This is a genomic window from Paraliobacillus zengyii, assembly GCF_003268595.1.
GTDB classification, from domain to species: Bacteria; Bacillota; Bacilli; order Bacillales; family Amphibacillaceae; genus Paraliobacillus_A; species Paraliobacillus_A zengyii.
This window is the reverse complement of sequence record NZ_CP029797.1, coordinates 178,376-205,000: the sequence shown is the minus strand read 5'-3', so window position 1 is coordinate 205,000 and position 26,625 is coordinate 178,376. Positions and strand designations below refer to the sequence as shown.

General features: G+C 37.3%; 43 protein-coding genes (1 of these 43 running past the window's edge). 4 read left to right on the top strand and 39 right to left on the bottom strand.

The window, feature by feature from the left end; translation table 11 throughout:
• Positions 1–124 carry the 5' portion of a hypothetical protein gene (locus tag DM447_RS01060; protein ID WP_112179343.1) on the bottom strand. 101 nt of this gene lie to the left of the window's left edge, so 124 of the gene's 225 nt are visible here — the first part of the coding sequence; it begins with the start codon at positions 122–124; its stop codon lies off the left edge, out of view.
• A 133-nt stretch (positions 125–257) separates the two neighbouring features.
• Between DM447_RS01060 and pdaB the strand changes: the two genes are divergently transcribed.
• Complete coding sequence (gene pdaB / locus DM447_RS01055) at positions 258–1,019, top strand: polysaccharide deacetylase family sporulation protein PdaB (protein WP_112179341.1); 762 nt, start codon at positions 258–260, stop codon at positions 1,017–1,019.
• Between the two features lie 114 nt (positions 1,020–1,133).
• Complete coding sequence (gerD, locus tag DM447_RS01050; RefSeq protein WP_112179340.1) at positions 1,134–1,736, top strand: spore germination lipoprotein GerD; 603 nt, start codon at positions 1,134–1,136, stop codon at positions 1,734–1,736.
• Positions 1,737–1,804: 68 nt separating this feature from the next.
• Here the strand turns inward: gerD and DM447_RS01045 are convergent, their stop codons facing one another.
• The gene (locus DM447_RS01045; protein WP_112182608.1) at positions 1,805–2,848 is read right to left on the bottom strand and encodes an Mrp/NBP35 family ATP-binding protein; all 1,044 of its coding nucleotides are present in this window, start codon (positions 2,846–2,848) and stop codon (positions 1,805–1,807) included.
• An 87-nt stretch (positions 2,849–2,935) separates the two neighbouring features.
• The gene (cwlD, locus tag DM447_RS01040) at positions 2,936–3,646 is read right to left on the bottom strand and encodes an N-acetylmuramoyl-L-alanine amidase CwlD (protein WP_112179338.1); all 711 of its coding nucleotides are present in this window, start codon (positions 3,644–3,646) and stop codon (positions 2,936–2,938) included.
• 187 nt (positions 3,647–3,833) lie between these two features.
• Between cwlD and adhP the strand changes: the two genes are divergently transcribed.
• Positions 3,834–4,910, top strand: a complete 1,077-nt coding sequence (adhP, locus tag DM447_RS01035; protein WP_112179336.1) for an alcohol dehydrogenase AdhP — start codon at positions 3,834–3,836, stop codon at positions 4,908–4,910.
• 5 nt (positions 4,911–4,915) lie between these two features.
• On the opposite strand, the gene rpsI is transcribed toward adhP, so the two are convergent.
• The 36 genes from rpsI to rpsJ all read right to left on the bottom strand — a co-directional run bounded on the left by rpsI (position 4,916) and on the right by rpsJ (position 24,592).
• Positions 4,916–5,308 (bottom strand): 30S ribosomal protein S9, encoded by a 393-nt coding sequence (rpsI, locus tag DM447_RS01030; protein WP_112179334.1) that lies wholly within the window; start codon positions 5,306–5,308, stop codon positions 4,916–4,918.
• 20 nt (positions 5,309–5,328) lie between these two features.
• Entirely contained in the window at positions 5,329–5,763 is a 435-nt protein-coding gene (gene rplM / locus DM447_RS01025; protein ID WP_157967387.1) for a 50S ribosomal protein L13, read from the bottom strand.
• 333 nt (positions 5,764–6,096) lie between these two features.
• Positions 6,097–6,843 (bottom strand): tRNA pseudouridine(38-40) synthase TruA, encoded by a 747-nt coding sequence (truA, locus tag DM447_RS01020; protein ID WP_112179331.1) that lies wholly within the window; start codon positions 6,841–6,843, stop codon positions 6,097–6,099.
• 12 nt (positions 6,844–6,855) lie between these two features.
• Positions 6,856–7,653, bottom strand: coding sequence for an energy-coupling factor transporter transmembrane component T family protein (locus DM447_RS01015; protein ID WP_112179330.1), 798 nt, complete (start codon positions 7,651–7,653; stop codon positions 6,856–6,858).
• A gap of 1 nt (position 7,654) precedes the next feature.
• Complete coding sequence (locus DM447_RS01010; RefSeq protein WP_112179328.1) at positions 7,655–8,518, bottom strand: energy-coupling factor ABC transporter ATP-binding protein; 864 nt, start codon at positions 8,516–8,518, stop codon at positions 7,655–7,657.
• Positions 8,494–9,333 (bottom strand): energy-coupling factor ABC transporter ATP-binding protein, encoded by an 840-nt coding sequence (locus tag DM447_RS01005; RefSeq protein WP_112179327.1) that lies wholly within the window; start codon positions 9,331–9,333, stop codon positions 8,494–8,496. Before DM447_RS01005 ends, DM447_RS01010 begins: the two co-directional genes overlap by 25 nt.
• Before the next feature lie 344 nt (positions 9,334–9,677).
• Entirely contained in the window at positions 9,678–10,031 is a 354-nt protein-coding gene (gene rplQ, locus DM447_RS01000) for a 50S ribosomal protein L17 (RefSeq protein ID WP_112179325.1), read from the bottom strand.
• Between the two features lie 44 nt (positions 10,032–10,075).
• Complete coding sequence (locus tag DM447_RS00995) at positions 10,076–11,020, bottom strand: DNA-directed RNA polymerase subunit alpha (RefSeq protein ID WP_112179323.1); 945 nt, start codon at positions 11,018–11,020, stop codon at positions 10,076–10,078.
• A gap of 233 nt (positions 11,021–11,253) precedes the next feature.
• A complete protein-coding gene (gene rpsK, locus DM447_RS00990; protein WP_112179321.1) occupies positions 11,254–11,643 on the bottom strand; it encodes a 30S ribosomal protein S11 in 390 nt (129 codons plus the stop codon).
• 25 nt (positions 11,644–11,668) lie between these two features.
• Positions 11,669–12,034 (bottom strand): 30S ribosomal protein S13, encoded by a 366-nt coding sequence (rpsM, locus tag DM447_RS00985; protein WP_112179320.1) that lies wholly within the window; start codon positions 12,032–12,034, stop codon positions 11,669–11,671.
• Between the two features lie 23 nt (positions 12,035–12,057).
• Positions 12,058–12,171 carry a 50S ribosomal protein L36 gene (rpmJ, locus tag DM447_RS00980; RefSeq protein ID WP_089831635.1) on the bottom strand — a complete coding sequence of 38 codons (114 nt, stop codon included), beginning with the start codon at positions 12,169–12,171 and terminating at the stop codon, positions 12,058–12,060.
• 34 nt (positions 12,172–12,205) lie between these two features.
• A complete protein-coding gene (infA, locus tag DM447_RS00975) occupies positions 12,206–12,424 on the bottom strand; it encodes a translation initiation factor IF-1 (protein WP_003464670.1) in 219 nt (72 codons plus the stop codon).
• On the bottom strand, positions 12,402–12,737 hold the full coding sequence (locus DM447_RS00970) for a KOW domain-containing RNA-binding protein (RefSeq protein WP_112179318.1): 336 nt from the start codon (positions 12,735–12,737) through the stop codon (positions 12,402–12,404). Before DM447_RS00970 ends, infA begins: the two co-directional genes overlap by 23 nt.
• A gap of 574 nt (positions 12,738–13,311) precedes the next feature.
• The gene (locus DM447_RS00965; RefSeq protein WP_112179316.1) at positions 13,312–13,962 is read right to left on the bottom strand and encodes an adenylate kinase; all 651 of its coding nucleotides are present in this window, start codon (positions 13,960–13,962) and stop codon (positions 13,312–13,314) included.
• A 43-nt stretch (positions 13,963–14,005) separates the two neighbouring features.
• Positions 14,006–15,301: a preprotein translocase subunit SecY gene (gene secY, locus DM447_RS00960; RefSeq protein WP_112179314.1), complete on the bottom strand. Its 1,296-nt coding sequence runs from the start codon at positions 15,299–15,301 to the stop codon at positions 14,006–14,008.
• Positions 15,301–15,738, bottom strand: coding sequence for a 50S ribosomal protein L15 (rplO, locus tag DM447_RS00955; RefSeq protein ID WP_112179312.1), 438 nt, complete (start codon positions 15,736–15,738; stop codon positions 15,301–15,303). The genes secY and rplO overlap by 1 nt, the downstream gene beginning before the upstream one ends.
• A gap of 28 nt (positions 15,739–15,766) precedes the next feature.
• Positions 15,767–15,955, bottom strand: a complete 189-nt coding sequence (gene rpmD, locus DM447_RS00950) for a 50S ribosomal protein L30 (protein WP_112179311.1) — start codon at positions 15,953–15,955, stop codon at positions 15,767–15,769.
• A gap of 14 nt (positions 15,956–15,969) precedes the next feature.
• Positions 15,970–16,473 (bottom strand): 30S ribosomal protein S5, encoded by a 504-nt coding sequence (rpsE, locus tag DM447_RS00945; RefSeq protein ID WP_112179309.1) that lies wholly within the window; start codon positions 16,471–16,473, stop codon positions 15,970–15,972.
• A gap of 21 nt (positions 16,474–16,494) precedes the next feature.
• On the bottom strand, positions 16,495–16,857 hold the full coding sequence (rplR, locus tag DM447_RS00940) for a 50S ribosomal protein L18 (protein WP_112179307.1): 363 nt from the start codon (positions 16,855–16,857) through the stop codon (positions 16,495–16,497).
• A gap of 57 nt (positions 16,858–16,914) precedes the next feature.
• On the bottom strand, positions 16,915–17,451 hold the full coding sequence (gene rplF, locus DM447_RS00935; protein ID WP_112179305.1) for a 50S ribosomal protein L6: 537 nt from the start codon (positions 17,449–17,451) through the stop codon (positions 16,915–16,917).
• A 33-nt stretch (positions 17,452–17,484) separates the two neighbouring features.
• On the bottom strand, positions 17,485–17,883 hold the full coding sequence (gene rpsH / locus DM447_RS00930) for a 30S ribosomal protein S8 (RefSeq protein WP_112179304.1): 399 nt from the start codon (positions 17,881–17,883) through the stop codon (positions 17,485–17,487).
• Positions 17,884–17,912: 29 nt separating this feature from the next.
• A complete protein-coding gene (locus DM447_RS00925; RefSeq protein ID WP_112179302.1) occupies positions 17,913–18,098 on the bottom strand; it encodes a type Z 30S ribosomal protein S14 in 186 nt (61 codons plus the stop codon).
• 30 nt (positions 18,099–18,128) lie between these two features.
• Positions 18,129–18,668, bottom strand: coding sequence for a 50S ribosomal protein L5 (rplE, locus tag DM447_RS00920; protein WP_112179299.1), 540 nt, complete (start codon positions 18,666–18,668; stop codon positions 18,129–18,131).
• Between the two features lie 26 nt (positions 18,669–18,694).
• Positions 18,695–19,006, bottom strand: coding sequence for a 50S ribosomal protein L24 (rplX, locus tag DM447_RS00915; RefSeq protein WP_112179297.1), 312 nt, complete (start codon positions 19,004–19,006; stop codon positions 18,695–18,697).
• Positions 19,007–19,128: 122 nt separating this feature from the next.
• On the bottom strand, positions 19,129–19,497 hold the full coding sequence (gene rplN / locus DM447_RS00910) for a 50S ribosomal protein L14 (RefSeq protein ID WP_112179295.1): 369 nt from the start codon (positions 19,495–19,497) through the stop codon (positions 19,129–19,131).
• 48 nt (positions 19,498–19,545) lie between these two features.
• Positions 19,546–19,809 carry a 30S ribosomal protein S17 gene (rpsQ, locus tag DM447_RS00905; RefSeq protein ID WP_112179293.1) on the bottom strand — a complete coding sequence of 88 codons (264 nt, stop codon included), beginning with the start codon at positions 19,807–19,809 and terminating at the stop codon, positions 19,546–19,548.
• Between the two features lie 26 nt (positions 19,810–19,835).
• On the bottom strand, positions 19,836–20,036 hold the full coding sequence (gene rpmC / locus DM447_RS00900; RefSeq protein ID WP_018934219.1) for a 50S ribosomal protein L29: 201 nt from the start codon (positions 20,034–20,036) through the stop codon (positions 19,836–19,838).
• A complete protein-coding gene (rplP, locus tag DM447_RS00895; RefSeq protein WP_112179291.1) occupies positions 20,026–20,460 on the bottom strand; it encodes a 50S ribosomal protein L16 in 435 nt (144 codons plus the stop codon). Before rplP ends, rpmC begins: the two co-directional genes overlap by 11 nt.
• Before the next feature lie 17 nt (positions 20,461–20,477).
• Entirely contained in the window at positions 20,478–21,119 is a 642-nt protein-coding gene (rpsC, locus tag DM447_RS00890) for a 30S ribosomal protein S3 (RefSeq protein WP_112179289.1), read from the bottom strand.
• A gap of 3 nt (positions 21,120–21,122) precedes the next feature.
• Positions 21,123–21,470, bottom strand: a complete 348-nt coding sequence (gene rplV, locus DM447_RS00885; protein ID WP_112179287.1) for a 50S ribosomal protein L22 — start codon at positions 21,468–21,470, stop codon at positions 21,123–21,125.
• Between the two features lie 19 nt (positions 21,471–21,489).
• Positions 21,490–21,768, bottom strand: coding sequence for a 30S ribosomal protein S19 (gene rpsS / locus DM447_RS00880; protein WP_112179285.1), 279 nt, complete (start codon positions 21,766–21,768; stop codon positions 21,490–21,492).
• A gap of 54 nt (positions 21,769–21,822) precedes the next feature.
• Positions 21,823–22,653, bottom strand: a complete 831-nt coding sequence (gene rplB / locus DM447_RS00875) for a 50S ribosomal protein L2 (RefSeq protein ID WP_112179283.1) — start codon at positions 22,651–22,653, stop codon at positions 21,823–21,825.
• A 31-nt stretch (positions 22,654–22,684) separates the two neighbouring features.
• On the bottom strand, positions 22,685–22,975 hold the full coding sequence (rplW, locus tag DM447_RS00870) for a 50S ribosomal protein L23 (RefSeq protein WP_112179282.1): 291 nt from the start codon (positions 22,973–22,975) through the stop codon (positions 22,685–22,687).
• Positions 22,975–23,598: a 50S ribosomal protein L4 gene (gene rplD / locus DM447_RS00865; RefSeq protein ID WP_112179280.1), complete on the bottom strand. Its 624-nt coding sequence runs from the start codon at positions 23,596–23,598 to the stop codon at positions 22,975–22,977. Before rplD ends, rplW begins: the two co-directional genes overlap by 1 nt.
• Positions 23,599–23,623: 25 nt before the next feature.
• On the bottom strand, positions 23,624–24,253 hold the full coding sequence (rplC, locus tag DM447_RS00860; RefSeq protein ID WP_112179279.1) for a 50S ribosomal protein L3: 630 nt from the start codon (positions 24,251–24,253) through the stop codon (positions 23,624–23,626).
• 30 nt (positions 24,254–24,283) lie between these two features.
• Complete coding sequence (gene rpsJ / locus DM447_RS00855; RefSeq protein WP_112179277.1) at positions 24,284–24,592, bottom strand: 30S ribosomal protein S10; 309 nt, start codon at positions 24,590–24,592, stop codon at positions 24,284–24,286.
• A 309-nt stretch (positions 24,593–24,901) separates the two neighbouring features.
• On the opposite strand from rpsJ, the gene DM447_RS00850 reads away from it, so the two are divergent.
• A complete protein-coding gene (locus DM447_RS00850; protein ID WP_112179275.1) occupies positions 24,902–26,611 on the top strand; it encodes a methyl-accepting chemotaxis protein in 1,710 nt (569 codons plus the stop codon).
• Positions 26,612–26,625: the final 14 nt, after the last annotated feature.

Genomic DNA, 26,625 nt, shown 5'->3' with positions numbered 1-26,625 from the left:
TTGCTTTTCGAACTAACTGATCCATACGGTGATCTTCCATATCAAATATTAATTCTTCAAGTTCTCGTTTAATTAAATATTCTATCTCATTTTGTTCCATATCGTTTATAAGCATGCCTATCATATACATTCCTCATTTCTTAATCACAGTTGTATGTTCATTATTTCTCTTTTTTATTAGATTTCAAACCTTTTCTATTCATATTGAGTAAATCTATTCATAAAATATAGCAAGTCCCATAAAAGGAGATTAAATAATGAACTATTTCTTTATAGTTAAGTTAAAAAGAATTAAACGGGTTGGTTTATTAGTTTTTTTAGCTCTTTTCACTGCTTTATTTTTATGGATTGAATCTGAAAGTGATTTTTCTGTATTCTCAACAAAGGATAATCCAGCCGCTTTAAGTAAAGGAGACCCAAATGATTCCTCTATTGCACTAACTTTTAATATAAGTTGGGGGAGCGAAATGGTTGAACCTACACTTGAAAAATTAAAAGCGCATGATGTCAAAGCAACCTTTTTTATAATTGGGGAATGGGCGGAACACCATCCAGACTTGCTTGAGAAGATTGAAGCCGATGGTCATGAGGTCGGCATGATGGGATATCGATATAAAAGCTATCTTCAACAGGATATAGAAGAAGTTAGAAAGGATCTTGCAAAAGCAAGCGAAATATTTACAGTATTAGGGTATCCAGACTTGTCCTTATTACGTACACCAAGTGGCCACCTAAATGAAGAAGTATTGGAGCTTGCTGAGAACCAAGGATATGATGTTATTCAGTGGAATATAAATCCACGTGATTGGGAAAACCCCGGTACCGATAAAATTATTGATCACGTCATGACAAATACCGATAATGGCGATATTATTCTTTTAAATGCATCTGATTCTGTTAAGCAAACACCTGATGCATTAGAAACAATTCTCCCAGGATTGAAAGAAAAGGGTTTTTCCTTTGTTACCATTTCCGAAATAATTACAAGAGCAAAAGCACTTAATGAAGAGGTCGATTAACCATATTATTTCATTACCATCTATATCTTTTCACAGTCATCTTTTAGCATACATAAAATTTTAATCTATCCTCATATTAAAGGTAAGAAAGATGTTAGAGAGGATATTAGAGCAATGATTAAAAAAATATGTATGCTAAGTTTCACTACCTTGTTTATCCTTTCCGCTTGTGGAGGGAATGGCGAAACTTCTGGTAGCAATCAGGAAACGTATGATACCACAAAAAAAATGGTGACAGATATATTAAAAACAGATGAAGGTAAAAAGGCCATTACAGATGTCTTAGCCGACGAAGAAATGCAGAAAACGTATGTTATTGAGTCACAAGTACTAGAGGATGCCATATCAGAAGCACTAACCTCTGATAAAGGAAAGGAATTTTGGAACAAAATGTTCTCTGATCAAAAATTTGTTGAAGGCTTTGCCCAATCAATGATTGATCAACAAGAAGCTGTTATAAAAGGCTTAATGAGCGATCCAGAATACCAAAAGAAAATGCTTGAGTTACTGGCAAATCCAGAAATGGAAAAGCAAATAACAACTGTAATAAAGGGGCAACAATTCAGAGAACATTTACAAGAAACAATACAAGAAACGATGAACTCTCCTTTATTTAAAGCAGAAATGACTGATGTTATTTTAAAAGCGGCTGAGGAAATGAAAGCATCAGAAAGTAAAGGAGGAGCTGCGTCAGAGTCAGAAGAAGGCAGTGGATAAAAAGCCCAAAAAAGAGCACTCAAAAAATATGGATACCAACTAAATAGTTGGTATCCATATTTACTGCATCAAAATTTTTCTATAATATGCGAAGCAATCTCTGCATAGACTTTAGCTATAGGATGATCCGCTTGGTATATCGATGAATGAGAGCCTTCTTCATGGTAAGGTTGAGCTAACGGAAGCTGACCGATTAACTCTGTATCAAGTTGGTCAGCTAACTTTTGTCCGCCACCTTGTCCAAATACATACTCACGTTCACCAGTCACCTTGCTCTCAAAATAGGACATGTTTTCAATTACACCAATAATATCATGATTGGTATCAATAGCCATTTGGCCCGCGCGAGCCGCTACAAAAGCTGCTGTTGGATGAGGAGTAGTAACTATTATTTCTTTTGATTCCGGAAGCATACCATGCAATGATAATGCAACATCTCCAGTTCCTGGCGGAAGATCAAGTAACAAGTAATCTAAATCATCCCATTCTACCTCTGTAAAAAAGCTCTTGAGCATTTTACCTAAACGAGGACCACGCCAAATAACAGGAGAATTATCTTCAACAAAAAATCCCATTGAGATCATTTGTACTCCAAAACGTTCAACTGGTACAATGCGATTTCCTTTTAATGTTGGTCCCTTTTCTACACCCATCATATCTGGAATACTAAACCCATAAATATCTGCGTCAATAATGCCGACTTTCTTACCTAATTCGGCTAAAGCAACTGCTGTATTAACTGTGACAGTCGATTTACCGACGCCACCCTTTCCACTCGCTATAGCTAAAAACTTTGTTTTTGTGTTCCCGCTTAATAATGTTAGCGCTGATTCATCTTGTGGTTGGAATTTTTCTATCACTTCATCAGGTAGTTGAGAGAAACGTAAGCCCACTGTTCTTACACCAGCTTCTTTAAGTATCTTAACAACTTCCTGTTGCAATTGCATTTGCTCAGCTGTGTTTGGTTTAGCAATAGCTATCTTAATACTAATATGTTCCTTTTCCTCTTTAACTATAACTTCAACAACTCCACCGGTTTCTGCTAATGTTCTATGTAAAAATGGATCTTTGACTGGATCTAATTTTTCTATCACTTGTTCTTTGGTTAACAAAATGACACCGCCCTTTCGCAAAAGTCAGTACTCTTTAATACATTATAACATATTGATAGGGAGATGAGATAACGTAGTTCTATTTGTCTATTCACTCTCAACTGTAAGATAATTTAAAATCCCTTCATAAATGCTGGCTGCCATTTTCGTTTGATAAGCTTGTGTTTTTAACAATTCTCTTTCATGCGTGTTAGATAAGAATCCTATTTCTACTAAAGCACCAGGTTGTTCTGTATGCTTTAACAAATACATACCATTTAAAGCCAATGCTTCTCGATTTGTATTTTCTAAATTTCGTTTAATTTCACTTTGTATATTCTTTGCTAGGCTCTTACTTTTTTCATTAGTTGGATAATAAAATGATTGCGCACCTGACCATTCTGTGGAAGGGATTGCATTTAAATGAATGCTCACAAAGAAGTCCGGATCTTTTTCTTCAATAAACGCCACTCTATTTTTTATATCTTCTACTTTACGTCGTGCTATACCATTTGTATCATCAGCAGCCAAGTCACGATCAGTTTCTCTTGTTATATATACCAATGCACCTGATTGCTGCAGATAATCACGTAATTTTTTAGTTACAGTTAAGGTAATATCCTTTTCTAATGTTTCATCAGCTCCAACAGCACCACCATCGACTCCACCATGACCAGGGTCTAAAACAATAACTTGACCAGCCATGGGAAGTGACCAAGAATCCCATGAATCTGTTGATTGCTGAATAGGATACTGAATTAAAATTACCAACAAAACGGCACCACTTATCCATAAGATTACCTTACTTACTTGATTCATCTGTCTACCTCCCCATAACGATAACTCTCTTATTCTTCACTATATGGGACAAGGTCTAGATTTATACCAGCTTAGTCTCACCGTTTACAAATAATAGATTTCTAAACCCTTGCACATGGTAAAATATAGGTTTATAATAAATTTGTAGAACTTGCTCAATAATTCACATTGTTAAAGGAGGATGTTCATGAAAGCAGTCGTTGTAAGTAAAGACAACAATAAGTTAGTAGAAGTTAGCGAAATAGGTCTACTTCGCTCCATTAAAAATGGAGAAGCCCTCGTAGACATTGAATACTGCGGAGTTTGTCATACGGACTTACATGTAGCTAAAGGTGATTTTGGCGATGTACAGGGTCGTATTCTTGGACATGAAGGTGTTGGAATTGTTAAAGAGGTCGCTTCTGATGTTACGTCTATAAAGCCAGGTGATCGTGTTAGTATTGCATGGTTTTTTGAAGGATGTGGACATTGTGAATACTGTGTAACAGGTGAAGAGACATTTTGTAGAGAAGTTAAAAATGCTGGCTACAGTGTTGATGGTGCAATGGCAGAACAATGCATTGTAACAGCTGATTATGCCGTTAAAGTTCCAAATGGTTTAGATCCTAAGCAAGCCACTAGTATTACTTGTGCCGGGGTTACTACCTATAAAGCAATTAAAGTTGCAGATGTGGCGCCAGGTGAATGGATAGTTATTTATGGCGTCGGGGGATTGGGTAATTTAGCTGTACAATACGCAAAAAAAGTATTTAATGCACGCGTTATTGCAGTTGATGTAAATGATGATAAATTAGCTTTGGCAAAAGAAGTTGGTGCTGATTTAATCTTCAATTCTAAAAAAGAAGGGGATCCCGCAGAATGGATTCAACAAGAAATAAGAGGTGCTCATGCTGCGGTGGTAACTGCCGTATCCAAGGTTGCATTTAATGCTGCTGTTAATTCTGTTCGCCCTACCTCTAAAGTTGTTGCAGTAGGACTTCCATCAGAAACAATGGACTTAGCAATTGTTAAAACCGTTTTAGATGGTATACAAGTAATCGGTTCCTTGGTTGGGACAAGAAAAGATTTAGAAGAAGCCTTTATGTTTGGTGCTGAAGAAAAAGTCATCCCGGTTGTCCAAGCACGTCCACTTGCAGATATTAATGACATATTTAAAGAAATGGAATCTGGAACTATTCAGGGAAGAATGGTGCTAGACTTAAAGAACTACTTTTATGCTAAAAACAAAAGCCCTCTTTCCAATATAGGAAAGAGGGCTTTTTGATAAAATTAACGTTTTGAGAACTGTGGTGCGCGACGTGCGCCTTTAAGACCATACTTCTTACGTTCCTTCATGCGAGAATCACGAGTTAAGAATCCAGCGCTCTTTAGTACAGCGCGATATTCTGGATCTGCTTCTAACAACGCACGTGAAACACCGTGACGAATTGCTCCAGCTTGACCAGTGAAACCTCCACCATGAACATTTACTAAAACATCATAAGTTCCTTCAGTTTCTGTTGAAGCTAAAGGTTGCTTAATAATTGTACGTAATGTTTCGTATGGGAAGTAGTCTTCCGCATCACGTTTGTTTACGATGATACGTCCAGTTCCTGGAACTAAACGTACACGAGCAGTTGAACTTTTACGTCGACCGGTACCGTAGTATTGTACTTGTGCCACTATTCATTACCTCCTTTTAATTAACCGCGAAGTTGATATACTTCTGGTTGTTGTGCTTGATGAGTATGTTCTGAACCTCTGAATACATGTAATTTCTTGTTCATGTTACGACCAAGGCTACCTTTTGGAAGCATTCCTTTTACCGTAAGCTCTAACATTTGTTCTGGATATTTAGTTCGCATTTCGTCTGCATTACGAGACTTTAATCCACCTGGGTGATTAGAATGACGGTAGTACATCTTGTCATTTAATTTATTACCAGTTAAGTGAATTTTCTCTGCGTTTATAATGATGACATGGTCACCAGAATCAACATGCGGTGTGTATGTTACTTTATGCTTGCCGCGAAGTAAAGTAGCTACTTCACTCGCTAAACGACCAAGTGTTTGACCTTCTGCATCAACTACAAGCCATTTGCGTTCTACATCCTTTACATTTTCCATGAAAGTGCGCATTATGGGTTAACCTCCTAATATATATATTTACCTATTGATATTACGTTTCATTTGCTATTGCTAGCTTGATTTGATCTTATATTCTACACAACTAACTTCCGGGGCCAATCGTGGATTAGAAATAAAATGCCATAAATCATCATATAACAACTAGTGCCTAAAGTCAATAGCTGTTCAACCGGTTCCGTTGTTTTTTTAACAAAAATTTTTTTCAGATGATTTTTGTGCTAAAAACTGATGCGATCGGACGAAGCCACAAATCCTACATCTGCGCTTTCAACTACTGAAGTCTATGAGACAATAACATTTACAAAAGAATATAACAGATATAAATCACTCTAGATATCTTACTCTCCATAAATATAGTCCATTTGGAGGGGCAGTTATACCCGCCTTCTCGCGACTTTTACTTTCAATCATTTCCTTCATTTCTTCAGGCCGATGTACACCCTTACCAATCCCAATCAATGTTCCTACTAATATCCGAACCATATTATATAAAAAACCACTTCCTCTGAAAATGAACGTGATTTGATCGCCTTGTTGCTCACAAGTAACTTGGTAAACTGTTCGAATTTTGCTACCTTTTAGGTCTGTTTTTGCTGAACAAAATGCTGAGAAATCATGTTCCCCTTCTATCCATTGACATGCTTCTTGCATAGCTCTTACATCTAACTTATCTTTAACATGTAAAATATGATTTCTTTTAAATAAATCAGGTTCTGGGCTATTTAAAACCAAATAACGGTATTCTTTTGAAACGGAATCATATCGCGCATGGAAATTATTATCTACTTCTTTTACAGAATTAATGTGAATATCATCCGGCAACAGAGTGTTGAGTGCTCTTTTCCAATTATCAGATGGAATCGATAAAAAGGTATCAAAGTGAAAGACTTGTCCCACAGCATGGACGCCGGCATCGGTTCTTCCAGAAGAAGTAATTTGCACTGCTGTCCCTTTGTGCATCAACTTAAGTGCATCTTGTATTTTTGCTTGGATCGCTATCCCATTTGTTTGAATTTGATAACCAGCATAATTTGTCCCATCATAACTTACGACACACATAATTCGTTTCATTTTATTACTCCTTTAATTTCTTAACAAAAATAAGATAACTATCACAAGGGCAAATACGATCATGGATAAGATATCTCGTTTTTCAATCTTTAATTCTCTTAGTTTTGTTCGACCCTCACCGCCACGGTATCCACGGGCCTCCATTGCCATTGCTAATTCTTCTGCACGCTTAAAGGCACTAACGAATAAAGGGACAAGTAAAGGTACAATTGCTTGTATCCTATCTTTAACTGGGCCCGTCCTAAAATCCACACCCCTGGAAGCCTGGGCTTTTGAGATCTTCTCTGTCTCCTGCATGAGAGTAGGAATAAATCGTAATGAAATTGACATCATTAAAGCTAATTCATGAACAGGGAATTTAATCTTGTTTAATGGGTGTAATAAACTTTCGATTGCATCAGTTATTTCTATAGGTGTAGTTGTTAAAGTTAATAGTGAAGTTACCAATATAAGTAAAATAAACCGGAAAGAAATAGCAGTTCCTTGAGTAACCGCGCCACTATAAATAGGATAAGAAAAGACCTCGAAAAGAACAGATCCTTCTTTTGTAACAATTAAATGTAGGATAAATGTAAATATAACTAAAAACCAAACAGGTGTCAGGCCTTTTATAATAAACGGCAACCTTATTTTTGTAGCGACTGCAGCACTAACCGCAAATGCAATTAACCATGCATAACTTTCAATAGAATTCGCAAAAAACACGAAAATAACAAATAGAAAAATCATCATAATTTTTGTTCGTGGATCTAGTCGATGTATCATTGAATTACTGGGTACATACTGTCCTATTAGAAATGCATTATTCAATTTATACATCTCCTTTCAGACAATTCTTGATTTCGACAGCTAGTTCTTCCATCGTTTGTTTATGATATGGAATGGAAAGATCAAACTTTTCATTCATTTCTCTCAAAAAATGTATTATCTCTGGCAAGTCTAACTGAACCATTTGCAATTTATCCTTTTGTACAAACACCTCGTTAGGTATGCCTTCCATGTACTTCTTACCGTGGTCTAATATAATAACAGAATCAGCATAATGCAAAGCATCTTCCATGCTATGCGTCACTAAAACAGTTGTTAATTTCTTATTATGATGCAAGTTATGGAACATTTCCATCATATCTTTTTGTCCTCTTGGATCTAAGCCTGCAGTTGGTTCATCTAAAACAAGAACTTCCGGATTCATAGCCAACACACCAGCAATTGCTACACGTCTCATCTGACCGCCACTAAGTTCAAATGGGGACCGTTTTAAAATATCCATTGGTAGCTGAACAGCATGCATCACTTCAGGTATACGATTAGTAATCTCAATGGGGGAAACACCAAAATTTTTCGGTCCGAAAGCTATATCCTTCTCTACAGTTTCTTCAAATAATTGGTGCTCAGGATACTGAAATACTACCCCTACTTTTCTGCGCAAGTCTTTCATTTCTTTTAATTTCACGCCTGGCTTCAACGAATATGGTCCGATGGTTACTTCGCCTTTAGTTGGTCGAACTAGTCCATTAAGATGTTGAATTAAAGTCGATTTTCCTGATCCCGTATGGCCAACAATCGCTACAAATTGGCCTTTAGGTATATGAAAGGATAAGTTTTGTATGGCGTGGTGTTCAAACGGTGTATTTGGTTGGTATGTATAACTCACTGCTTTGAATGATATATCCATAATTCCTCAAGTAACTCCTCTAGGTTTAGTGGTTGTTTTTCTAAAAGAACATCTATCTTTTCTAATTCATTTGCAACTTTTGCTACCAACGGAATATCTAATCCAATTGCTTTCAAAGCATCCTCTTTTTCGAATACTTCTCTTGGCGTCGCTTCTAACCATACTTCTCCTTCATTCATAACAATAACTCGATCAGCTTGGGTGATTTCATTCAAGTCATGCGTGATTGTTATCAATGACAGCTGTTGTTGATTTTTGACTTCATTTATCGTATTCATTATTTCTTTTCTTCCTTTAGGATCTAGCATAGCCGTTGCTTCATCTAGAATAATCACTTCTGGAGATATTGCAAGTACACTTGCAATCGCAACACGTTGCTTTTGTCCTCCCGACAGACGGTGCGGTTCATGCAGCATATAATCTATCATTCCTACTGCATTTAAACTATTGTCTATTTGACTTATCATTTTTTGACGTTCAAAACCTCTATTTTCCAAACCAAATGCAACATCATCTCTAACTGTAGTGCCAACAAACTGGTTATCTGGATTTTGGAAAACCATTCCTACACTTTTACGTACATCCCAAATTGATTCTTCTGTTACTGGAATACCATGAACAATAATTTGACCTTCATTAGGAAATAATAAACCATTCATCAGCTTAGCAATTGTAGATTTCCCAGAACCGTTGTGACCAATAATGGCTACCCACTCATCTGCCGGTATTTTAAAGCTAACATTCTTTAAAACCCAGGCACCCTCGTCTCCATAACGAAAAGAGACATTTCTAAATTCAATACTCTTCTTATTCATTTAAGTTCCTCCGTCAATAGTACAAATTATTTCCCCGGAAATGAAGGAAGTGAGGTTAAACTGTCATATGACAGTTTAAAATTGCTATTCATGTCATCTACCGCAAACAATCTCTTCAAATAACTATAGTATCATATTTCGAAGTAGAGAAATACGGTGTATACAAAATTCCAGATACCGTTAGTTAATAAAAAAGCGCCGTTTGGCTACCCTAGTTAGGTGAAGTCAACGGCGTTTTTCTAATCTGTATTTTCAAAATCACTTCATTTATTTAACGAGCAAAAAAGGGCTTGGATTAACCTCGTGGAGAGATTCTATCCTGCCCTTCACCTTCTTTATCAAGTCTATACTAACTCAATAATTGCTGTTTTTGCACCGTCACCACGACGCGCTCCCAATTTCAAAACACGTGTATATCCGCCTTGACGTTCTTCATAACGAGTTGCGATATCATTAAAAAGCTTATGCACTGCATCTTCATTATCCGCCGTTTTAGAACCATATAAATAAGCTGCTGCTTGACGACGAGCATGTAAATCGCCGCGTTTTCCAAGCGTAATCATCTTTTCTACTACAGAACGAAGATCTTTCGCTTTCGCTTCTGTTGTTTCTATACGTTCATGAATAATCAAGTCAGTAGCAAGATTTCGAAGTAATGCTAAACGCACATCTGTTGTGCGGCCTAGTTTTCTAGCCATGGATTATCCCTCCCTTTTTCGGAATGTCTCAAGGTGTTATAAGATTAATCTTCTTTACGTAATCCTAAACCTAAATCTTCTAATTTGTGTTTCACTTCTTCAAGTGATTTACGCCCTAAGTTACGAACTTTCATCATATCATCTTCTGATTTATTCGCAAGTTCTTGAACAGAGTTTATGCCTGCACGTTTTAAGCAGTTGTAAGAACGCACGGATAAATCAAGCTCTTCAATTGTCATTTCTAATACTTTTTCTTTTTGATCTTCTTCTTTTTCGATCATGATTTCAGCATTTTGAGCTTCATCAGTTAAGCTTACAAATACATTTAAATGCTCTGTATAGATTTTAGCACCTAAAGAAACTGCTTCTTCCGGTCGAATACTTCCATCTGTCCAAACATCTAATGTCAATTTATCAAAATTAGTAATTTGACCTACGCGTGTATTTTCAACTTGATACGTCACACCAGAAACAGGTGTGAAAATAGAATCAACTGGAATAACACCAATAGGTTGATCATCATGATTATTTGATTCAGCAGGACGATAACCGCGACCACGTTCAGCAGTCATTTTCATATGCAATGCAGCATTACTTCCCAATGTAGCGATATGAAGATCAGGATTCAATATTTCAACATCACTATCATACGTAATATCTGCAGCTGTAACTACTCCTTCACCTTGCACATCTATCTCTAATGTTTTTTCTTCCTCAGAGTAGATTTTTAAAGCAAGCTTTTTAAGGTTAAGAACAATGGTTGTTACGTCTTCTACAACGCCTTCAATAGTTGAAAACTCATGAAGTGCTCCATCAATTTGCACGGATGTTACAGCAGCACCCGGAAGTGAGGATAATAGAATGCGACGTAAGGAGTTTCCTAGTGTAGTTCCATATCCACGTTCTAATGGCTCTACAACAAATTTTCCAAATGTAGCGTCATCACTGATCTCTACTGTTTCAATCCTTGGCTTTTCAATTTCGATCATTAATAAAAACCCTCCTTCAAACGTCGAAACCCCGGTTAGACATTTGTCTAACCGAAATTCCCCAGGTAGGCAGTTCCCGTTTCTGCACTATGTCAATTCGTATACTTTAAGTCTGTCTGATGCGATGCTGCTTTAGAACGGTCAAAATTAACTTGATACCCTTAATTTGGTCTTTCTACTTTAAGCCATCATAACCCATTATAGACAGGCTGACAAATTCTATACGGATAAATTTAAACGCGACGACGTTTAGGTGGGCGACAACCATTATGAGGAACTGGTGTTACATCAACAATGGCAGTAACTTCTATACCTGCTGCTTGTAGTGAACGGATTGCTGCTTCACGTCCTGCACCAGGACCTTTAACCGTTACTTCTAACGTTTTAACGCCATTATCTTGTGCAGTTTTAGCAGCTGCTTCAGCCGCCATCTGTGCAGCAAATGGTGTTGATTTACGTGACCCTTTAAAACCAAGTGAACCAGCACTACTCCATCCAAGAGAATTACCTTGAACATCAGTAATTGTTACAATTGTATTGTTAAATGTAGAGCGAATATGAGCTATACCACTCTCAACATTCTTTTTCACGCGTTTTTTACGTGTATTAGATTTACGGACCATTTGAATTACAAACCTCCTTTATTATTTATTTCTTTTTATTAGCCATTGTTTTACGTGGACCTTTACGTGTACGAGAATTATTCTTCGTTTTCTGTCCGCGTACTGGTAAGCCACGACGGTGACGAAGTCCTCGATATGAACCAATCTCGATTAAACGTTTAATGTTCAATGAAACTTCACGACGAAGGTCACCTTCTACTGTATAATTGTCAATTGCTGTACGTATTTTAGTTAACTCATCTTCAGTTAAATCACGAACACGAGTATCTTCTGATACGCCAGCTTCTTTTAAAACATCTTTTGCAGTAGTTTTACCGATTCCAAATACATAAGTTAAAGAAATTACTACACGTTTTTCACGTGGAATATCAATACCTGCAATACGTGCCATAAGCGCTGTGCACCTCCTTATTGTTAACCTTGTTTTTGTTTATGTTTAGGGTTTTCACAAATTACCATAACTTTTCCGTTGCGACGAATAACTTTACATTTTTCGCACATTGGTTTTACAGATGGTCTTACCTTCATCATCCATACCTCCTCTTGTATCGGAGCCTATCATTTATTTATAACGGTACGTAATACGCCCTCTAGTTAAATCATATGGAGAAAGTTCAACCGTTACTTTGTCTCCAGGTAAAATTCGAATGAAATGCATACGAATCTTACCAGAAACGTGAGCTAAAACGGTGTGACCATTCTCTAATTCAACTTTAAACATTGCATTCGGTAATGTGTCAGTAACAGTACCTTCTACTTCAATTGCATCGTCTTTCGCCATCGAGTTGATCTCCCTTCTTCAAATCAGTCACTACTTCATTGACAAATTTTGATATAGCAAAACGCAGCTTACCATTTGTAACGCGACCAGTTTCTAGAAGGCTGTTTTGGACTTCTGGAGAAATAAAACTCATTGGTATTACATGATTAAGATTTTTCTTTTTAGGACTATCAAATTTTCTTTTTTCTCCATCCGCAAGCAAGACAAAACGATCATCCACAATGTTAATGACAATTGCATATTGGCCTGCTTCTCGCCCTTGCATAATTTGAACAACTTGACCTATCTCAGGACGCGACTCCGTATCATTCAAACATGATCACCTTCACTTAGGTTTTAAATTTGTTAGTAAAATAACTAACTTTTATAACACAAAATATATAATCAAAACGAGGATATATTTTACCATGTTTTGTGACTACCGTCCAATTATCCGCAAAAGATGTTAACTGACTTATTCCCGTATTTTATAGTTTCTTCAACACGAGTCTTATCTGGGTCCATTGTGGGTCTTTTTAGTGGACTGTAAAATCAATCATCAGGCAACGTTTAATTATAAACGTTCTATCCTATCTCATGTAAATTACAGTAACCATTTGCTCCACATGTGCCTGAAAATTACATGCGATATATTGGAAAGGTGGGCACCTGGTTTTGCTTGTTCAAGACATAATTTTGTAATTAGTCTTTTATTATATTACTAACGATAGGTTATATCTAGTTGCTAATTCATAGTTGTTTTATCGTTTTATTGCAAGTATCCACTTGAATGAATTGACGCAAACATTACCACGAAAATCATTATACTCTTTTACCAAGATAAATGCATCATTTGATACAAGTCAGACAGAGCAATATGCTATTTTCGTGGTACTTTGCTAAATAACTTATGACAATGCCATAAGTTTATGATCAATATCTTCAAATACTTTTGAAATTTCTTGTAAACCATCAATGGAGACAAGATATCCTTTGTCATGATAGAAGTCTAACATTGGTTGTGTTTGCTGTACATTTACTTCTAACCGTTTTGAGACAGTTTCTGGACGATCATCTTCCCGTTGAATTAATGTTGCACCATCATTGTCACATAAACCTTCATTTTGAGGAGGATTAAAGTCGACATGATAGGTAGCGCCACATGTTGGACAAATTCTTCGACCAGTTAAACGTTCGATTAATTTATCCTGTGGTACATCAACATGTAATACAAAGTCTAATGAACGTTTCATTTCACTAAGTAGGTTATCCAATGCTTCTGCTTGCGCAATTGTTCTTGGAAAACCATCCAAAAGAAATCCTTTGTCACAATCAGGCTTACTTAAACGTTCACGAACTATACCAATAGTAACTTCATCTGGAACTAATTCACCCTGATCCATAAATGATTTTGCTTCTTTTCCGAGGTCAGTTCCTTCTTTAATTGCTAATCGAAACATATCTCCGGTTGAAATATGAGGGACCTGATATTTTTCTACTATCTTATCAGCCTGTGTACCTTTACCAGCACCAGGAAGACCCATTAGAATTAAATTCATTGTAATTCCCCTCGCTCTCATTTCTTTACGATCACAATGTTCATTACTTAATAAATCCCTTGTAATGACGTTTTACCAGTTGACTTTCTAACTGTTTCATTGTTTGAAGAGCTACCCCAACAACAATTAGTAAGCTTGTTCCACCAATTTGAATAGCCTGTGGTAAGTTAGCGATACTACCTAAAACTAATGGTAATACTGCTACCGCAGCAAGAAAGATAGAACCAACAAATGTAAGACGATATAGAACACGTGTCAAATACGTCTCCGTATTTGTACCTGGACGTATTCCTGGGATATATCCACCTTGCTTTTTAAGATTTTCAGCCATTTGTTCTGGATTAACCTGAACAAATGAGTAGAAATAAGTAAAAGCAATGATTAAGGCTACATATATAACCATACCAATAGGCTGCGTATAATCAAAAATCGTTTCAATTGTTCCTGCAACGTTACCATCAAAGAAACCTGCGATAGTTCGTGGTGCCATGATAAATGATACTGCAAAAATAACTGGTATTACTCCAGCGGCATTTACTTTTAACGGTAGATGCGTAGAGTGTCCACCAACAGGTGAACGATTAACTAAACGCTTAGCATATTGGATTGGAATTTTCCGTAATGCTTGTTGAATATAAATTACTCCAACTGTTACCGCAAGTACAACTAAAGCAATCAACGTAACAATTACAATATTAATGAATAGGTCGTCACCGACGTTACCACCAAAGTATTGTTCGAAAAGTTGGTTGACACCATTTGGTATTGCAGCGACAATTCCCGCAAATATAATAATGGAAATACCATTTCCAACACCATTTGCAGTAATTTGTTCTCCAAGCCACATTAAGAACGCTGTTCCACTGGTCAACACGATAGCGATAACCAAGAATTTACCTACACCAGGGTTCGAAATCAATTCTCCCCCACTCATTGCATTAAATCCAATCGACATAGCGATTGCTTGGATAAAAGCAAGAACGATTGTTGCATAACGAGTGAATTGAGCTAACTTACGTCGCCCAACTTCACCTTGTTTCTTCCACTCAGTGAATTTCGGGACTACATCCATTTGCAATAATTGCATAATGATGGAGGCAGTAATGTAAGGCATAATTCCCATTGCTAAAATAGAAAAGTTTTGCAATGCCCCGCCACCAAATGTATTTAAGAACCCGAAAACACTTTGTTGGTCATTCATAAATTCAATTGCATCACGATTTGAGAACGGAACAGGAATAAATGTTCCTAATCGGAAAACTATAAGCATCAATAGTGTAAAAACAATCTTACTTCGAATCTCTTTCACACGAAAAAAATTGGAGATTGCACGAAACATTAGATCACCTCAGTTTTACCGCCCGCTGCCTCAATAGCTTCTTTTGCAGAAGTAGAGAACTTGTGAGCTTTTACAATAAGTTTCTTTTCCATTTTGCCATTTCCAAGAACTTTAATGCCGGCTTTTAACTTGCTAACTGTACCAGTTTCAAGTAATAGTTCGGGTGTTACTTCTGTACCTTCTTCAAATCTATTTAGTGTTTCTAAATTAACAATCGCATATTCTGTACGATGGATATTAGTGAATCCTCGTTTTGGTAAGCGTTGGAATAATGGCATTTGTCCACCTTCAAAACCTAAGCGAACTCCACCACCTGAACGAGCTTTTTGACCTTTATGTCCGCGTCCAGATGTTTTTCCGTTACCAGAGGACATTCCACGACCTACACGATTACGCTCTTTACGAGCTTGTGCTGGTTTTAATTCATGAAGTTTCATGCGAGCACCTCCTCTTTACGCTAATATATTATACTTCTACTTCTTTGACCGCTATCAGATGTGATATTCTATTAATCATGCCTCGAGTCGCAGGCGTATCTTCACGGACAACAGATTGACGAATTTTTCTTAAACCCAATGTTTTAACAGTTGCTTTTTGAACTTCAGATCTGCCGATGACACTGCGCGTGAGGGTAATTTCTAACTTTTTAGCCATTTTATTTCCCCCCCTTATCCTAACAGTTCTTCTACTGATTTACCACGTAGTTTTGCTACGTCTTCTGCGCGTTTTAAATTTTCAAGACCACTAATTGTTGCACGAACCATGTTAATTGGTGTGTTTGTTCCTAGTGATTTAGAAAGGATATCACCAACACCAGCTAATTCAAGTACAGCACGAACAGGTCCACCAGCAATAACTCCAGTACCTTCACTTGCTGGTTTTAAAAGAATACTACCAGCACCAAATTTACCAGTAATTTCATGAGGAATTGTAGTTCCTACAATCGGTACTGTAATAAGGTTTTTCTTCGCATCATCAATAGCTTTTTTAATTGCTTCTGGTACTTCTTGCGCCTTACCTGTTCCAAAACCAACATGTCCGTTCTTATCTCCGATAACAACTAATGCTGCAAAACGGAAACGACGTCCACCTTTTACTACTTTAGCTACACGGTTAATTGTTACTACGCGTTCTTCTAAGTCTAATTTATTCGGGTCGATATTAGTAAGCAATATATGTCCCTCCTTTTACTTTTAAAATTCAAGACCTGCCTCACGGGCAGCATCTGCTAATGCTTTAACACGTCCGTGATATAAATATCCTCCACGGTCATAAACCACAACTTTGTGGCCTTGTTCTTTAGCGCGTGTTGCGATTAGTTCTCCAACTTTTTTTGCAGCTTCTACGTTGCCAGTAGCATCGCCAGTAAAGTCATTATCTACTGTTGAAGCACTTGCTAATGTGACACCATTTGCATCATCAATTAGTTGAGCATAGATATGTTTATTAGAACGAAATACATTTAAACGAGGACGTTCCGCAGTACCAAAAAGGTTCTTACGAACACGGTAATGTCTTTTTTTACGTATTCCATTTTTGTTTGGTTTCGTAATCATCTAGGTCACTCCTTTCTGTTGCCTATCTAACCAGTCTTCTTAAGTCGGTTAAATTAATTATTTCGCTGTTTTACCTTCTTTACGACGTACATGTTCACCAGCATAACGAATTCCTTTACCTTTATATGGCTCAGGTGGGCGAATTGCACGAATGTTTGCTGCAACAGCTCCAACTAGTTCTTTATCGATACCTTTGATAATAACTTTTGTATTAGCAGGTACTTCGATTTCAATACCTTCAATATGTTCGATCTCTACTGGGTGAGAGTAACCTGCGTTCATAATAAGTTTGTCTCCTTGTTTCTGAGCACGATAACCTACACCTTGGATTTCAAGTGTCTTTTCAAAACCTGCGTGTACACCGTCAACCATGTTGCCAATAAGGCTACGTGTTGTACCATGTAATGCACGGTGATCTTTGTGATCACTTGGGCGTTCAACTGTTAATACGTTATTTTCAATCTTGATTGTCATATCCTCATGGAACTGACGAGTTAATTCTCCCTTAGGACCCTTTACAGTTACAAGGTTGTTGTCATTTTTAATTTCAACACCTTCAGGAATTTCTAATATTTTTAGGCCTATACGTGACATTTGTAGGGCACCTCCTATCTTGTTAAAATATAATTACCAAACGTATGCTAGCACTTCGCCGCCAATCGACTGTTCGCGTGCTTCTTTATCCGATAATATGCCTTTTGAAGTCGATACGATCGCGATGCCTAGACCATTTAATACTTTAGGAATTTCATCTGATTTCGCATATACGCGTAATCCTGGTTTACTAATACGTTTTAGTCCAGTAATAACACGTTGTTCACTGTTGCTATATTTCAAGAAAATACGAAGTACTCCTTGTTTACTATCTTCAATATATTCATAATCACGAACAAAGCCCTCACGTTTTAAAATATCCGCAATATCTTTTTTAAGTTTTGATGCAGGAAGCTCTAGCTTCTCATGGCGAACCATGTTTGCATTACGAATACGAGTTAACATATCTGCAATTGGATCAGTCATAACCATTATTTATTACCTCCTTCCCTAATAGGGGTTTACCAACTTGCTTTTTTGACACCAGGAATTTGACCCTTATGGGCAAGTTCACGGAAACAAATACGACAAAGTTTGAACTTACGAAGAACCGAGTGCGGTCGTCCACAACGTTCACAACGTGTGTACTCTTGTACTTGAAACTTCTGTGTGCGTTTTTGTTTCGCAATCATAGATTTTTTAGCCACAATTTTCCCTCCTTGCATTAGCTTTAACGCTTATTTTTGGAAAGGCATGCCAAGCTGAGTTAATAATTCGCGCGATTCTTCGTCAGTGTTAGCAGTTGTAACAATAACAATATCCATACCACGAATTTTACTTACTTGATCATAGTTTATCTCTGGGAAAATCAATTGCTCTTTTACGCCAAGCGTATAGTTTCCACGACCATCAAAAGATTTATTAGAAATACCACGGAAATCACGTACACGTGGAAGTGATACATCAATAAGCTTTTGTAGGAATTCGTACATACGTGCTCCGCGAAGGGTTACTTTAGCCCCGATAGGCATTCCTTCACGCAAGCGAAAACCAGCAATTGATTTTTTAGCCTTTGTTATTAATGGTCGTTGTCCTGATAGAAGCGCTAATTCTTCTACTGCGCTATCTAGCGCTTTAGAATTTTGCGTTGCATCGCCAACTCCCATATTGATTACGATTTTATCAACTTTCGGTACTTCCATAACAGAGTCGTAGTTGAATTTTTCAATTAATGATGAAACGATATCGTTTTGATATTTGTTCTTTAGTTCGTTCATCGAGTAGCCCTCCTTTCGTCGATAATTTAGTTATCTAACGCTTCACCGGATTTTTTAGCGATACGAACTTTCTTTCCGTCACGTTCTTCATATCCTACTCGAGTAGGCTCGCCGGATTTCGGATCAATCGGTAATACATTAGAAACATGGATTGATGCTTCATAGTTTAAGATTCCGCCCTGTGGATTATCTTGTGAAGGTTTTGCGTGTTTCTTAATAATATTAATCCCTTCAACAAGTACTCGATCCTTTTTAGGAAATGCAACAAGAACAGTACCTTGTTTGCCTTTATCTTTACCAGAAATTACTTGTACTTTATCACCTTTTTTTACATGCATGCTAGACGCACCTCCTTACAAGGCTTTTCATTAAGAACTTTTAATTAATTAAAAACAAGTAGCTAGATACGTTGTCTTCTCACGTTAACGACGTATCACAGCATTACGTATTTTCAATGACTTTATAATACCTCTGGAGCTAGAGATACAATTTTCATAAACTTCGCATCACGTAATTCACGTGCTACAGGTCCAAAGATACGAGTTCCACGAGGACTTTTATCCTCACGAACAATTACTGCTGCGTTCTCATCAAAACGGATATATGAGCCATCTTTACGACGAGCCCCTGTTTTCGTACGAACGATAACAGCTCTCACAACTTCACCTTTTTTGACAACACCACCTGGCGTTGCATGTTTCACCGTACACACGATAACATCACCAATATTAGCAGTCTTACGACCAGAGCCACCAAGTACTTTAATAGTTAGTACTTCACGTGCACCAGAATTGTCTGCAACTTTTAAACGGGTCTCTTGCTGAATCATACTGTTGTTACCTCCCTTCGGAATCAATCCGAGCGAATTTCACTTAAATTAAATAATAACGGCTTCTTCCACTACTTCAATTAGACGGAATCGTTTTGTTGCAGATAATGGACGAGTTTCCATGATAGTTACTACATCACCAGTTTTAGCCTGATTATTTTCATCATGTGTTTTCATTTTTTTAGAGTATTTCACACGTTTTCCATAAAGCTTATGGAATTTATAAGTTTCTACTAATACAGTGATCGTTTTGTCCATTTTATCTGAAACAACACGACCAGTGTAAACTTTACGATTATTACGCTCAGTCATTTGAGGTTAACCTCCTCTCGGTTTTACTAATTATTTACGCTTAGTTCTCTTTCACGTACGACAGTTTTCATTCGAGCAATGGATTTACGAACCTCACGAAGACGTGCAGTGTTTTCCAATTGTCCTGTAGCTAACTGAAAACGTAAGTTAAAGAGTTCTTCTTTTAATGACTTGATCTTTTGTTCAATTTCGGCAGTGGTTAGTTCTCTGATTTCATTAGCCTTCATTGATTTCACCACCAATTTCTTCGCGTTTTACAAACTTAGTTTTAATAGGTAATTTATGAGATGCAAGACGTAGTGCTTCACGCGCTACTTCTTCAGATACTCCAGCGATTTCAAACATGATCTTACCTGGTTTAACAACTGCAACCCATCCTTCAGGTGCACCTTTACCAGAACCCATTCGAACTTCTAGAGGTTTTGCTGTGTAAGGTTTGTCTGGGAAAATCTTAATCCAAACTTTTCCTCCACGTTTCATGTAACGAGTCATTGCAATACGAGCAGCCTCAATTTGACGACTTGTAATCCAAGAAGCGTCGAGAGCTTGCAATCCGTATTCACCAAAAGTGATTGATGTACCACCTTTTGCTTTACCCTTCATTTTACCACGGTGTTGCTTACGATGTTTTACACGTTTAGGCATTAACATAATGCGTGCCCCCTTCCTTACTTTTTGTTTTTAGTTGGAAGGACTTCTCCACGATAGATCCACACTTTAACACCAAGTTTACCATAAGTAGTATCTGCTTCTGCAGTACCGTAGTCAATATCGGCGCGTAATGTGTGTAGTGGTACAGTTCCTTCACTATAGCTTTCCGCACGTGCGATATCCGCTCCACCTAAACGGCCGGATACTTGTGTACGAATACCTTTTGCTCCAAGACGCATTGCACGTTGAATTACTTGCTTTTGTGCGCGACGGAATGAAACACGGTTTTCTAATTGTTTTGCAATATTTTCAGCGACAAGTTTCGCATCCATATCTGCTTTTTTAATTTCTACGATGTTAATGTGAACTTTTTTACCAGTAAGAGTATTCAAAGATTTACGTAGTGCTTCTACCTCTGAACCACCTTTACCGATAACCATTCCTGGTTTTGCAGTTGAAATGGAGATGTTCACGCGGTTTGCTGCACGTTCAATTTCAATCTTAGAAATCGCAGCGTCTTTTAGTCTTTGTTCAACATATTCACGAATTTTAATATCTTCATGTAATAAGTCTGCATAATCTTTACCGGCGTACCACTTGGATTCCCAATCACGGATTACACCGACACGAAGTCCTATCGGATTAACTTTTTGACCCACAGATTATCCCTCCTTCTTTTCTGATACAACCACGGTAATGTGGCTTGTTCTTTTATTGATTTGACTTGCACGACCCATTGCACGTGGACGGAAACGTTTCAAAGTAACGCCTTCGTTTACATATGCTTCTGATACATATAAGTTATCAATGTTCATTTCATAGTTATGTTCTGCATTAGCAATCGCAGAATTAAGTGCTTTTTCAACAACAGGTGAAGCGCCACGTTGTGTGTGCTTTAATATTGCAATGGCTTCTCCAACATCTTTTCCTCGAATTAAATCAATTACCAAACGAACTTTACGAGGAGCAATTCGAACAGTTTTTGCAACGGCTTTAGCTTGAACTTGCATCAAGAGTGCCTCCTCTCATTTAGCGTTTTGTTTTCTTGTCATCGCCAGCATGCCCTCTGAATGAGCGGGATGGAGCGAATTCACCTAATTTGTGTCCAACCATATCTTCTGTAACATATACCGGCACATGTTTACGTCCGTCATAGACAGCGATAGTGTGTCCTACAAAGTTTGGGAAAATAGTAGAGCGTCGCGACCAAGTTTTTATTACTTGTTTTTTGTCATCTTCATTTAATTTTTCAACTTTCTTCATCAAATGATCGTCTACGAAAGGTCCTTTTTTTAAACTACGACCCATACATAAACCTCCCTTCGTGATTGGTGGACGGGTTTCACCCGTCGTTCAATCCCGTTATTTTTTACGTTTACGTACAATAAACTTACTTGATGGCTTGTTGCGTTTACGCGTTTTGTAACCAAGAGTTGGTTTACCCCAAGGAGACATTGGCGATTTACGTCCGATTGGTGCGCGTCCTTCACCACCACCGTGTGGGTGATCGTTAGGGTTCATTACAGAACCACGAACTGTAGGGCGAATACCTTTCCAACGAGAACGTCCAGCTTTACCTACGTTAATAAGTTCATGCTCTAGATTTCCAACTTGACCAATTGTAGCTCGACAAGTTCCTAGTACTAGGCGTACTTCGCCTGATGATAAACGTACAAGAACATATTTATCTTCACGACCTAAAATCTGAGCTTGAGACCCCGCAGAACGAGCAAGTTGTCCTCCACGTCCAGGTTTCAACTCTACATTATGAATAACCGTACCAATCGGGATACTCATAAGCGGTAATGCATTACCTGATTTGATATCTGCATCAGGACCAGAAACAACATTTGTTCCTACTTCCAATCCTTTTGGAGCTAAGATATAACGTTTTTCTCCATCTGCATAGTGAATTAAAGCGATGTTAGCAGTACGGTTTGGATCGTATTCGATCGTAGCAACGCGGCCTGGTATACCATCTTTTTCACGTTTGAAATCAATAATACGGTATTTACGTTTGTGTCCTCCACCTTGATGACGAACAGTTAGTTTACCTTGGTTATTTCTTCCACCACGTTTAAATAGTGGGCTAAGCAATGTTTTTTCCGGCTCAGTTGCTGTAATTTCAGCAAAGTCAGAACCTGACATTCCTCGTCTACCATTTGAAGTTGGTTTATACTTCTTAATTGCCATCTTTTTTCCCTCCTTCTTTTATAGCGTTATATTAAACACTTTCGAAAAATTCTAGTTCTTTGCTGTCTTCAGATAACTGAATAACTGCTTTCTTGCGATCCGAACGATAACCACCGTATTTACCCATACGCTTAAATTTACCTTTAAGGTTCGCTGTATTTACTCCTACAACTTTAACTCCAAAGATTAATTCGATTGCATGTTTGATTTCAGTTTTATTCGCTTTCGGATTTACTTCAAACGTATATTTCTTTTCAGCCATAAGATCTGAAGAGTGTTCTGTAATAACCGGGCGCTTAATAATATCACGTGGGTCCTTCATTATGCAAGCACCTCCCCTGCTTTTTCTGCTGCATCTTTAGTCAAGATCAGCTTGTCATGCGTAAGCAAGTCTATTACATTAACTTCGCTTACAGGTAAAACTTTTGCATTTGGTAGGTTGTTTGCAGAACGTGCAACTACTTCATCTTTATCTGCTGTTACAATTAAAACTTTTGTATCAACTTTTAAAACATTTAGTAGATTTACAAACTCTTTTGTTTTAGGTGCATTGAATGCCAATCCTTCTAAAACAATCAGACTATCTTCTTTCACTTTAGAAGAAAGTGCTGAACGAAGAGCTAAACGACGAACTTTTTTAGGTAATTTATAGCTATAGCTACGCGGCGTTGGTCCAAATACTACTCCACCACCAACCCATTGTGGTGCACGAATAGTACCTTGACGAGCACGTCCTGTACCTTTTTGGCGCCATGGCTTACGGCCACCGCCTCTTACTGCTGAACGATTCTTTACAGCGTGTGTACCTTGACGGCGAGATGCTTGTTGCATTACTACCGCATCATGTAACACGTGTTCGTTTGGCTCAATACCAAACACTGCATCGTTTATTTCTATATCGCCTACTTGCGATCCACTTTGGTTATATAGTGCTACTTTAGGCATGACATATCCTCCCTTCAATTTAAAATTAGTTGAACTTTACTGCACTTGTAATTTTTACAAATGACTTTTTCGGACCAGGTACATTACCTTTTACTAATAAAAGGTTGTTTTCTACATCTGTTTTAACAACTTCTAGGTTTTGAATTGTAACTGTTTCTCCACCCATTTGTCCAGGTAAATTTTTACCTTTAAACACACGCATTGGATCAATAACACCCATTGAACCTGGACGTCTATGATAACGAGAACCGTGTGTCATAGGTCCGCGAGATTGATTGTGACGCTTGATCGCACCTTGGAAACCTTTACCCTTAGACGTTCCTGAAACATCAATTTTGTCTCCAGCTTGGAAAACCTCTACACTAAGTTCTTGACCTACTTCATAGTCATCAAGATTAGCGTTACGGAATTCACGAATGAAGCGCTTAGGTTTCGTGCTCGCTTTTGCAGCATGTCCTTTAGCTGGTTTGTTTGAACGTGATTCTTTTTTGTCAGCGAAACCTAATTGAATAGCTTCATAGCCGTCATTGTCTAGTGTTCTTTTTTGAAGCACTACGTTTGGCTCTGCTTGAATAACTGTTACCGGCGTTAGTTCACCGTTTTCTAAAAACAGTTGTGTCATGCCGATTTTGCGACCTAAGATTCCTTTCGTCATCCGATACACCTCCTAAATTAATTCGTTCTATTAAAGTTTGATTTCTATATCTACACCTGATGGTAAGTCAAGACGCATAAGCGCATCAACCGTTTTCGGTGTAGGACTTACTATGTCAATTAGACGTTTGTGTGTGCGCATTTCAAATTGCTCACGTGAATCTTTGTATTTATGCACCGCACGTAATACCGTATAAACTGTTCTTTCTGTAGGTAATGGAATTGGACCAGATACTCCAGCTCCAGAACGCTTTGCAGTATCAACAATCTTCTCAGCTGATTGATCTAAGATTCTATGATCATATGCTTTTAAACGAATTCTGATTTTTTCTTTTGCCATTATTTTCCCTCCTTTTCGCCCATTTTATAATAGACTTTCTCCGCGAAAATTTTCTCGACACCCCGCCATGGCAAAGGGGCCGGGTGTGCCAACAACCTTCCGCATCATCGCCTTTTATGACCAACATTATTCATTATATACAAGAATATTATTAATTGCAAGGTTTTATAAATATTTTTTATTAGGGAAGTTCGTTTGTGTGTCATTATGTCGAATTGTAAAGTTTTCGCTACAAAAATATTGAATTTGTACGATATACCTACTAGTTCTACTTTATTATTTAAAATTCAACAGGGGGTTCAAGTTAGTATGAAACTAAACAGTTTTTGGCGTAATCAATCAATTGGAAGTAAATACGGCATTGTTTTTACAATTGTGATGTTGGCATTTATTTTGTCCGTGGCAATTACATATTCCTTATTAGCAAATACGAATAGTTCCATTAACGATACGCGTGATAAGAATGAAGTTGTAATAGAAGTATCTGAACTAGTATCACTTTATCAAGATAAGTATTTGTATATACCCGAATACATTATCGCAGAAGAAAATGAGCGATTACTTGGTTATTTGTCACTCAGTGATCAGTTTGTTGATACAGCAAAATCAATACGAACAAAACTAACTTCTAACGAGCAAATTGAAACATTTAATCAAATTATCGAAAACAACCACGCTTTAGATGAATACTACTTTAGTGAAATTGTTCCTAAAGTCCAAAACATTAATACAGAAGAATTCATCGCATTGCAAGCAGAAGCAGGTACTTTAAAAGAAGAAACGATGCAATTAGCTTCCTTATTAAAACAAGAAGCGATCGATTCCAATATTAATTCTATAGAAGAAGCTGAACAAAGTATTTCAACTACTATTACTACGCTCCTCCTATCAATTATCGTCTCATTCGCAATCTCAGTAACACTAATCTATTTTATTAGTCGAAACATTCGCCGAAGCCTTCAGCAGGTCGTTGCAACAAGTGATGCAATTGCTAATGGTAATTTGAATGTCGACAATTTAAATGATAATAGTAAAAGTGAAATTGGCCAATTATCTAGTTCGGTTAATTATATGAAATCTAATTTAAAAGAAATGATTAATGAGATAGCTTCATTAGCAATGACAGTAGATACACATGTTGAAGCATTTACCACACATTCTGCTGATGTTAAAGAAGGTAGTGAACAAGTTGCACTTACAATAGAAGAACTTGCAAATGGTGCAACAAATCAGGCAGATGAAGCAAGCGTTATTTCTGAAAAGACAAAAGAGTTTAGTAACAGAGTGATATCAGCAAATGAAAATGGTGAAAAACTTGTCCAATTTTCTAAAGATGTACTAAATGTTTCAATAGATGGTGATAAGCAAATGAAACAATCACTCGTACACATGGATACTATTACGAATACGGTACAAGACTCCGTTATAAAAGTTAAGGATTTAGAAAATCAAACTACTTCAATTTCTGAATTTGTTAATGTGATTCGTTCTATAGCAGATCAAACTAATTTATTAGCACTTAATGCATCGATTGAAGCAGCTCGTGCGGGTGAATCCGGAAAAGGTTTTGCTGTCGTTGCCGAAGAAGTACGTAAACTAGCAGAAGAGGTTGGATCATCTTCTGAGAGTATTACCAAAATTGTTGATGATATAAAAAATCAAATTACGATAATGGCTAAAGAATTAAATAGTGGCTTTAATGAGGTAAATATCGGAAAACAACAAATAGAAACATCTGGTCAATACTTTTTTGACATTAAAGAAAAAGTTACGACAATGTCCAATCAAGTTAATGATATTTCAACCACTCTAGCATATTTCAATGTAGCCAGTGATGAAATCAACAGCTCAATTGAACATATTGCAGCTATCTCAGAAGAATCAGCTGCAGGATCAGAAGAAATATCCGCATCAGTCTTAGAACAAAGAGAAGCGATTGAACAGGTATCTGATGGTGCATTAGAATTACGCCAGCTTGTAGAACGCATGAACACATTAATTTCACGTTTCCATATTTAATTGTTAAGGAGGAG

Bases quoted from the DNA above. Each gene is read 5' to 3' on its own strand.
- pdaB (WP_112179341.1), top strand. From the start codon at position 258: ATGAACTATTTCTTTATAGTTAAGTTAAAAAGAATTAAACGGGTTGGT.
- gerD (WP_112179340.1), top strand. From the start codon at position 1,134: ATGATTAAAAAAATATGTATGCTAAGTTTCACTACCTTGTTTATCCTT.
- cwlD (WP_112179338.1), bottom strand. From the start codon at position 3,646: ATGAATCAAGTAAGTAAGGTAATCTTATGGATAAGTGGTGCCGTTTTG.
- adhP (WP_112179336.1), top strand. From the start codon at position 3,834: ATGAAAGCAGTCGTTGTAAGTAAAGACAACAATAAGTTAGTAGAAGTT.
- rplM (WP_157967387.1), bottom strand. From the start codon at position 5,763: ATGCGCACTTTCATGGAAAATGTAAAGGATGTAGAACGCAAATGGCTT.
- truA (WP_112179331.1), bottom strand. From the start codon at position 6,843: ATGAAACGAATTATGTGTGTCGTAAGTTATGATGGGACAAATTATGCT.
- DM447_RS01010 (WP_112179328.1), bottom strand. From the start codon at position 8,518: ATGGATATATCATTCAAAGCAGTGAGTTATACATACCAACCAAATACA.
- DM447_RS01005 (WP_112179327.1), bottom strand. From the start codon at position 9,333: ATGAATAAGAAGAGTATTGAATTTAGAAATGTCTCTTTTCGTTATGGA.
- rplQ (WP_112179325.1), bottom strand. From the start codon at position 10,031: ATGGCTAGAAAACTAGGCCGCACAACAGATGTGCGTTTAGCATTACTT.
- DM447_RS00995 (WP_112179323.1), bottom strand. From the start codon at position 11,020: ATGATCGAAATTGAAAAGCCAAGGATTGAAACAGTAGAGATCAGTGAT.
- rpsK (WP_112179321.1), bottom strand. From the start codon at position 11,643: ATGGTCCGTAAATCTAATACACGTAAAAAACGCGTGAAAAAGAATGTT.
- rpsM (WP_112179320.1), bottom strand. From the start codon at position 12,034: ATGGCACGTATTGCAGGTATTGATATTCCACGTGAAAAACGTGTAGTA.
- rpmJ (WP_089831635.1), bottom strand. From the start codon at position 12,171: ATGAAGGTAAGACCATCTGTAAAACCAATGTGCGAAAAATGTAAAGTT.
- infA (WP_003464670.1), bottom strand. From the start codon at position 12,424: ATGGCGAAAGACGATGCAATTGAAGTAGAAGGTACTGTTACTGACACA.
- DM447_RS00965 (WP_112179316.1), bottom strand. From the start codon at position 13,962: ATGAATTTAATTCTAATGGGTCTTCCTGGTGCTGGTAAAGGTACACAG.
- secY (WP_112179314.1), bottom strand. From the start codon at position 15,301: ATGTTTCGTGCAATCTCCAATTTTTTTCGTGTGAAAGAGATTCGAAGT.
- rplO (WP_112179312.1), bottom strand. From the start codon at position 15,738: ATGAAACTTCATGAATTAAAACCAGCACAAGCTCGTAAAGAGCGTAAT.
- rpmD (WP_112179311.1), bottom strand. From the start codon at position 15,955: ATGGCTAAAAAGTTAGAAATTACCCTCACGCGCAGTGTCATCGGCAGA.
- rplR (WP_112179307.1), bottom strand. From the start codon at position 16,857: ATGATTACGAAACCAAACAAAAATGGAATACGTAAAAAAAGACATTAC.
- rplF (WP_112179305.1), bottom strand. From the start codon at position 17,451: ATGTCACGTATAGGCCTAAAAATATTAGAAATTCCTGAAGGTGTTGAA.
- rpsH (WP_112179304.1), bottom strand. From the start codon at position 17,883: ATGGTTATGACTGATCCAATTGCAGATATGTTAACTCGTATTCGTAAT.
- rplE (WP_112179299.1), bottom strand. From the start codon at position 18,668: ATGAACGAACTAAAGAACAAATATCAAAACGATATCGTTTCATCATTA.
- rplX (WP_112179297.1), bottom strand. From the start codon at position 19,006: ATGCATGTAAAAAAAGGTGATAAAGTACAAGTAATTTCTGGTAAAGAT.
- rplN (WP_112179295.1), bottom strand. From the start codon at position 19,497: ATGATTCAGCAAGAGACCCGTTTAAAAGTTGCAGACAATTCTGGTGCA.
- rpsQ (WP_112179293.1), bottom strand. From the start codon at position 19,809: ATGACTGAGCGTAATAATCGTAAAGTTTACACTGGTCGTGTTGTTTCA.
- rpmC (WP_018934219.1), bottom strand. From the start codon at position 20,036: ATGAAGGCTAATGAAATCAGAGAACTAACCACTGCCGAAATTGAACAA.
- rplP (WP_112179291.1), bottom strand. From the start codon at position 20,460: ATGTTAATGCCTAAACGTGTAAAACATCGTAAGCAACACCGTGGTAAA.
- rplV (WP_112179287.1), bottom strand. From the start codon at position 21,470: ATGCAAGTTCAAGCTAAAGCCGTTGCAAAAACTGTTCGAATTGCTCCT.
- rpsS (WP_112179285.1), bottom strand. From the start codon at position 21,768: ATGGGTCGTAGTTTAAAAAAAGGACCTTTCGTAGACGATCATTTGATG.
- rplB (WP_112179283.1), bottom strand. From the start codon at position 22,653: ATGGCAATTAAGAAGTATAAACCAACTTCAAATGGTAGACGAGGAATG.
- rplW (WP_112179282.1), bottom strand. From the start codon at position 22,975: ATGAAGGACCCACGTGATATTATTAAGCGCCCGGTTATTACAGAACAC.
- rplD (WP_112179280.1), bottom strand. From the start codon at position 23,598: ATGCCTAAAGTAGCACTATATAACCAAAGTGGATCGCAAGTAGGCGAT.
- rplC (WP_112179279.1), bottom strand. From the start codon at position 24,253: ATGACGAAAGGAATCTTAGGTCGCAAAATCGGCATGACACAACTGTTT.
- rpsJ (WP_112179277.1), bottom strand. From the start codon at position 24,592: ATGGCAAAAGAAAAAATCAGAATTCGTTTAAAAGCATATGATCATAGA.
- DM447_RS00850 (WP_112179275.1), top strand. From the start codon at position 24,902: ATGAAACTAAACAGTTTTTGGCGTAATCAATCAATTGGAAGTAAATAC.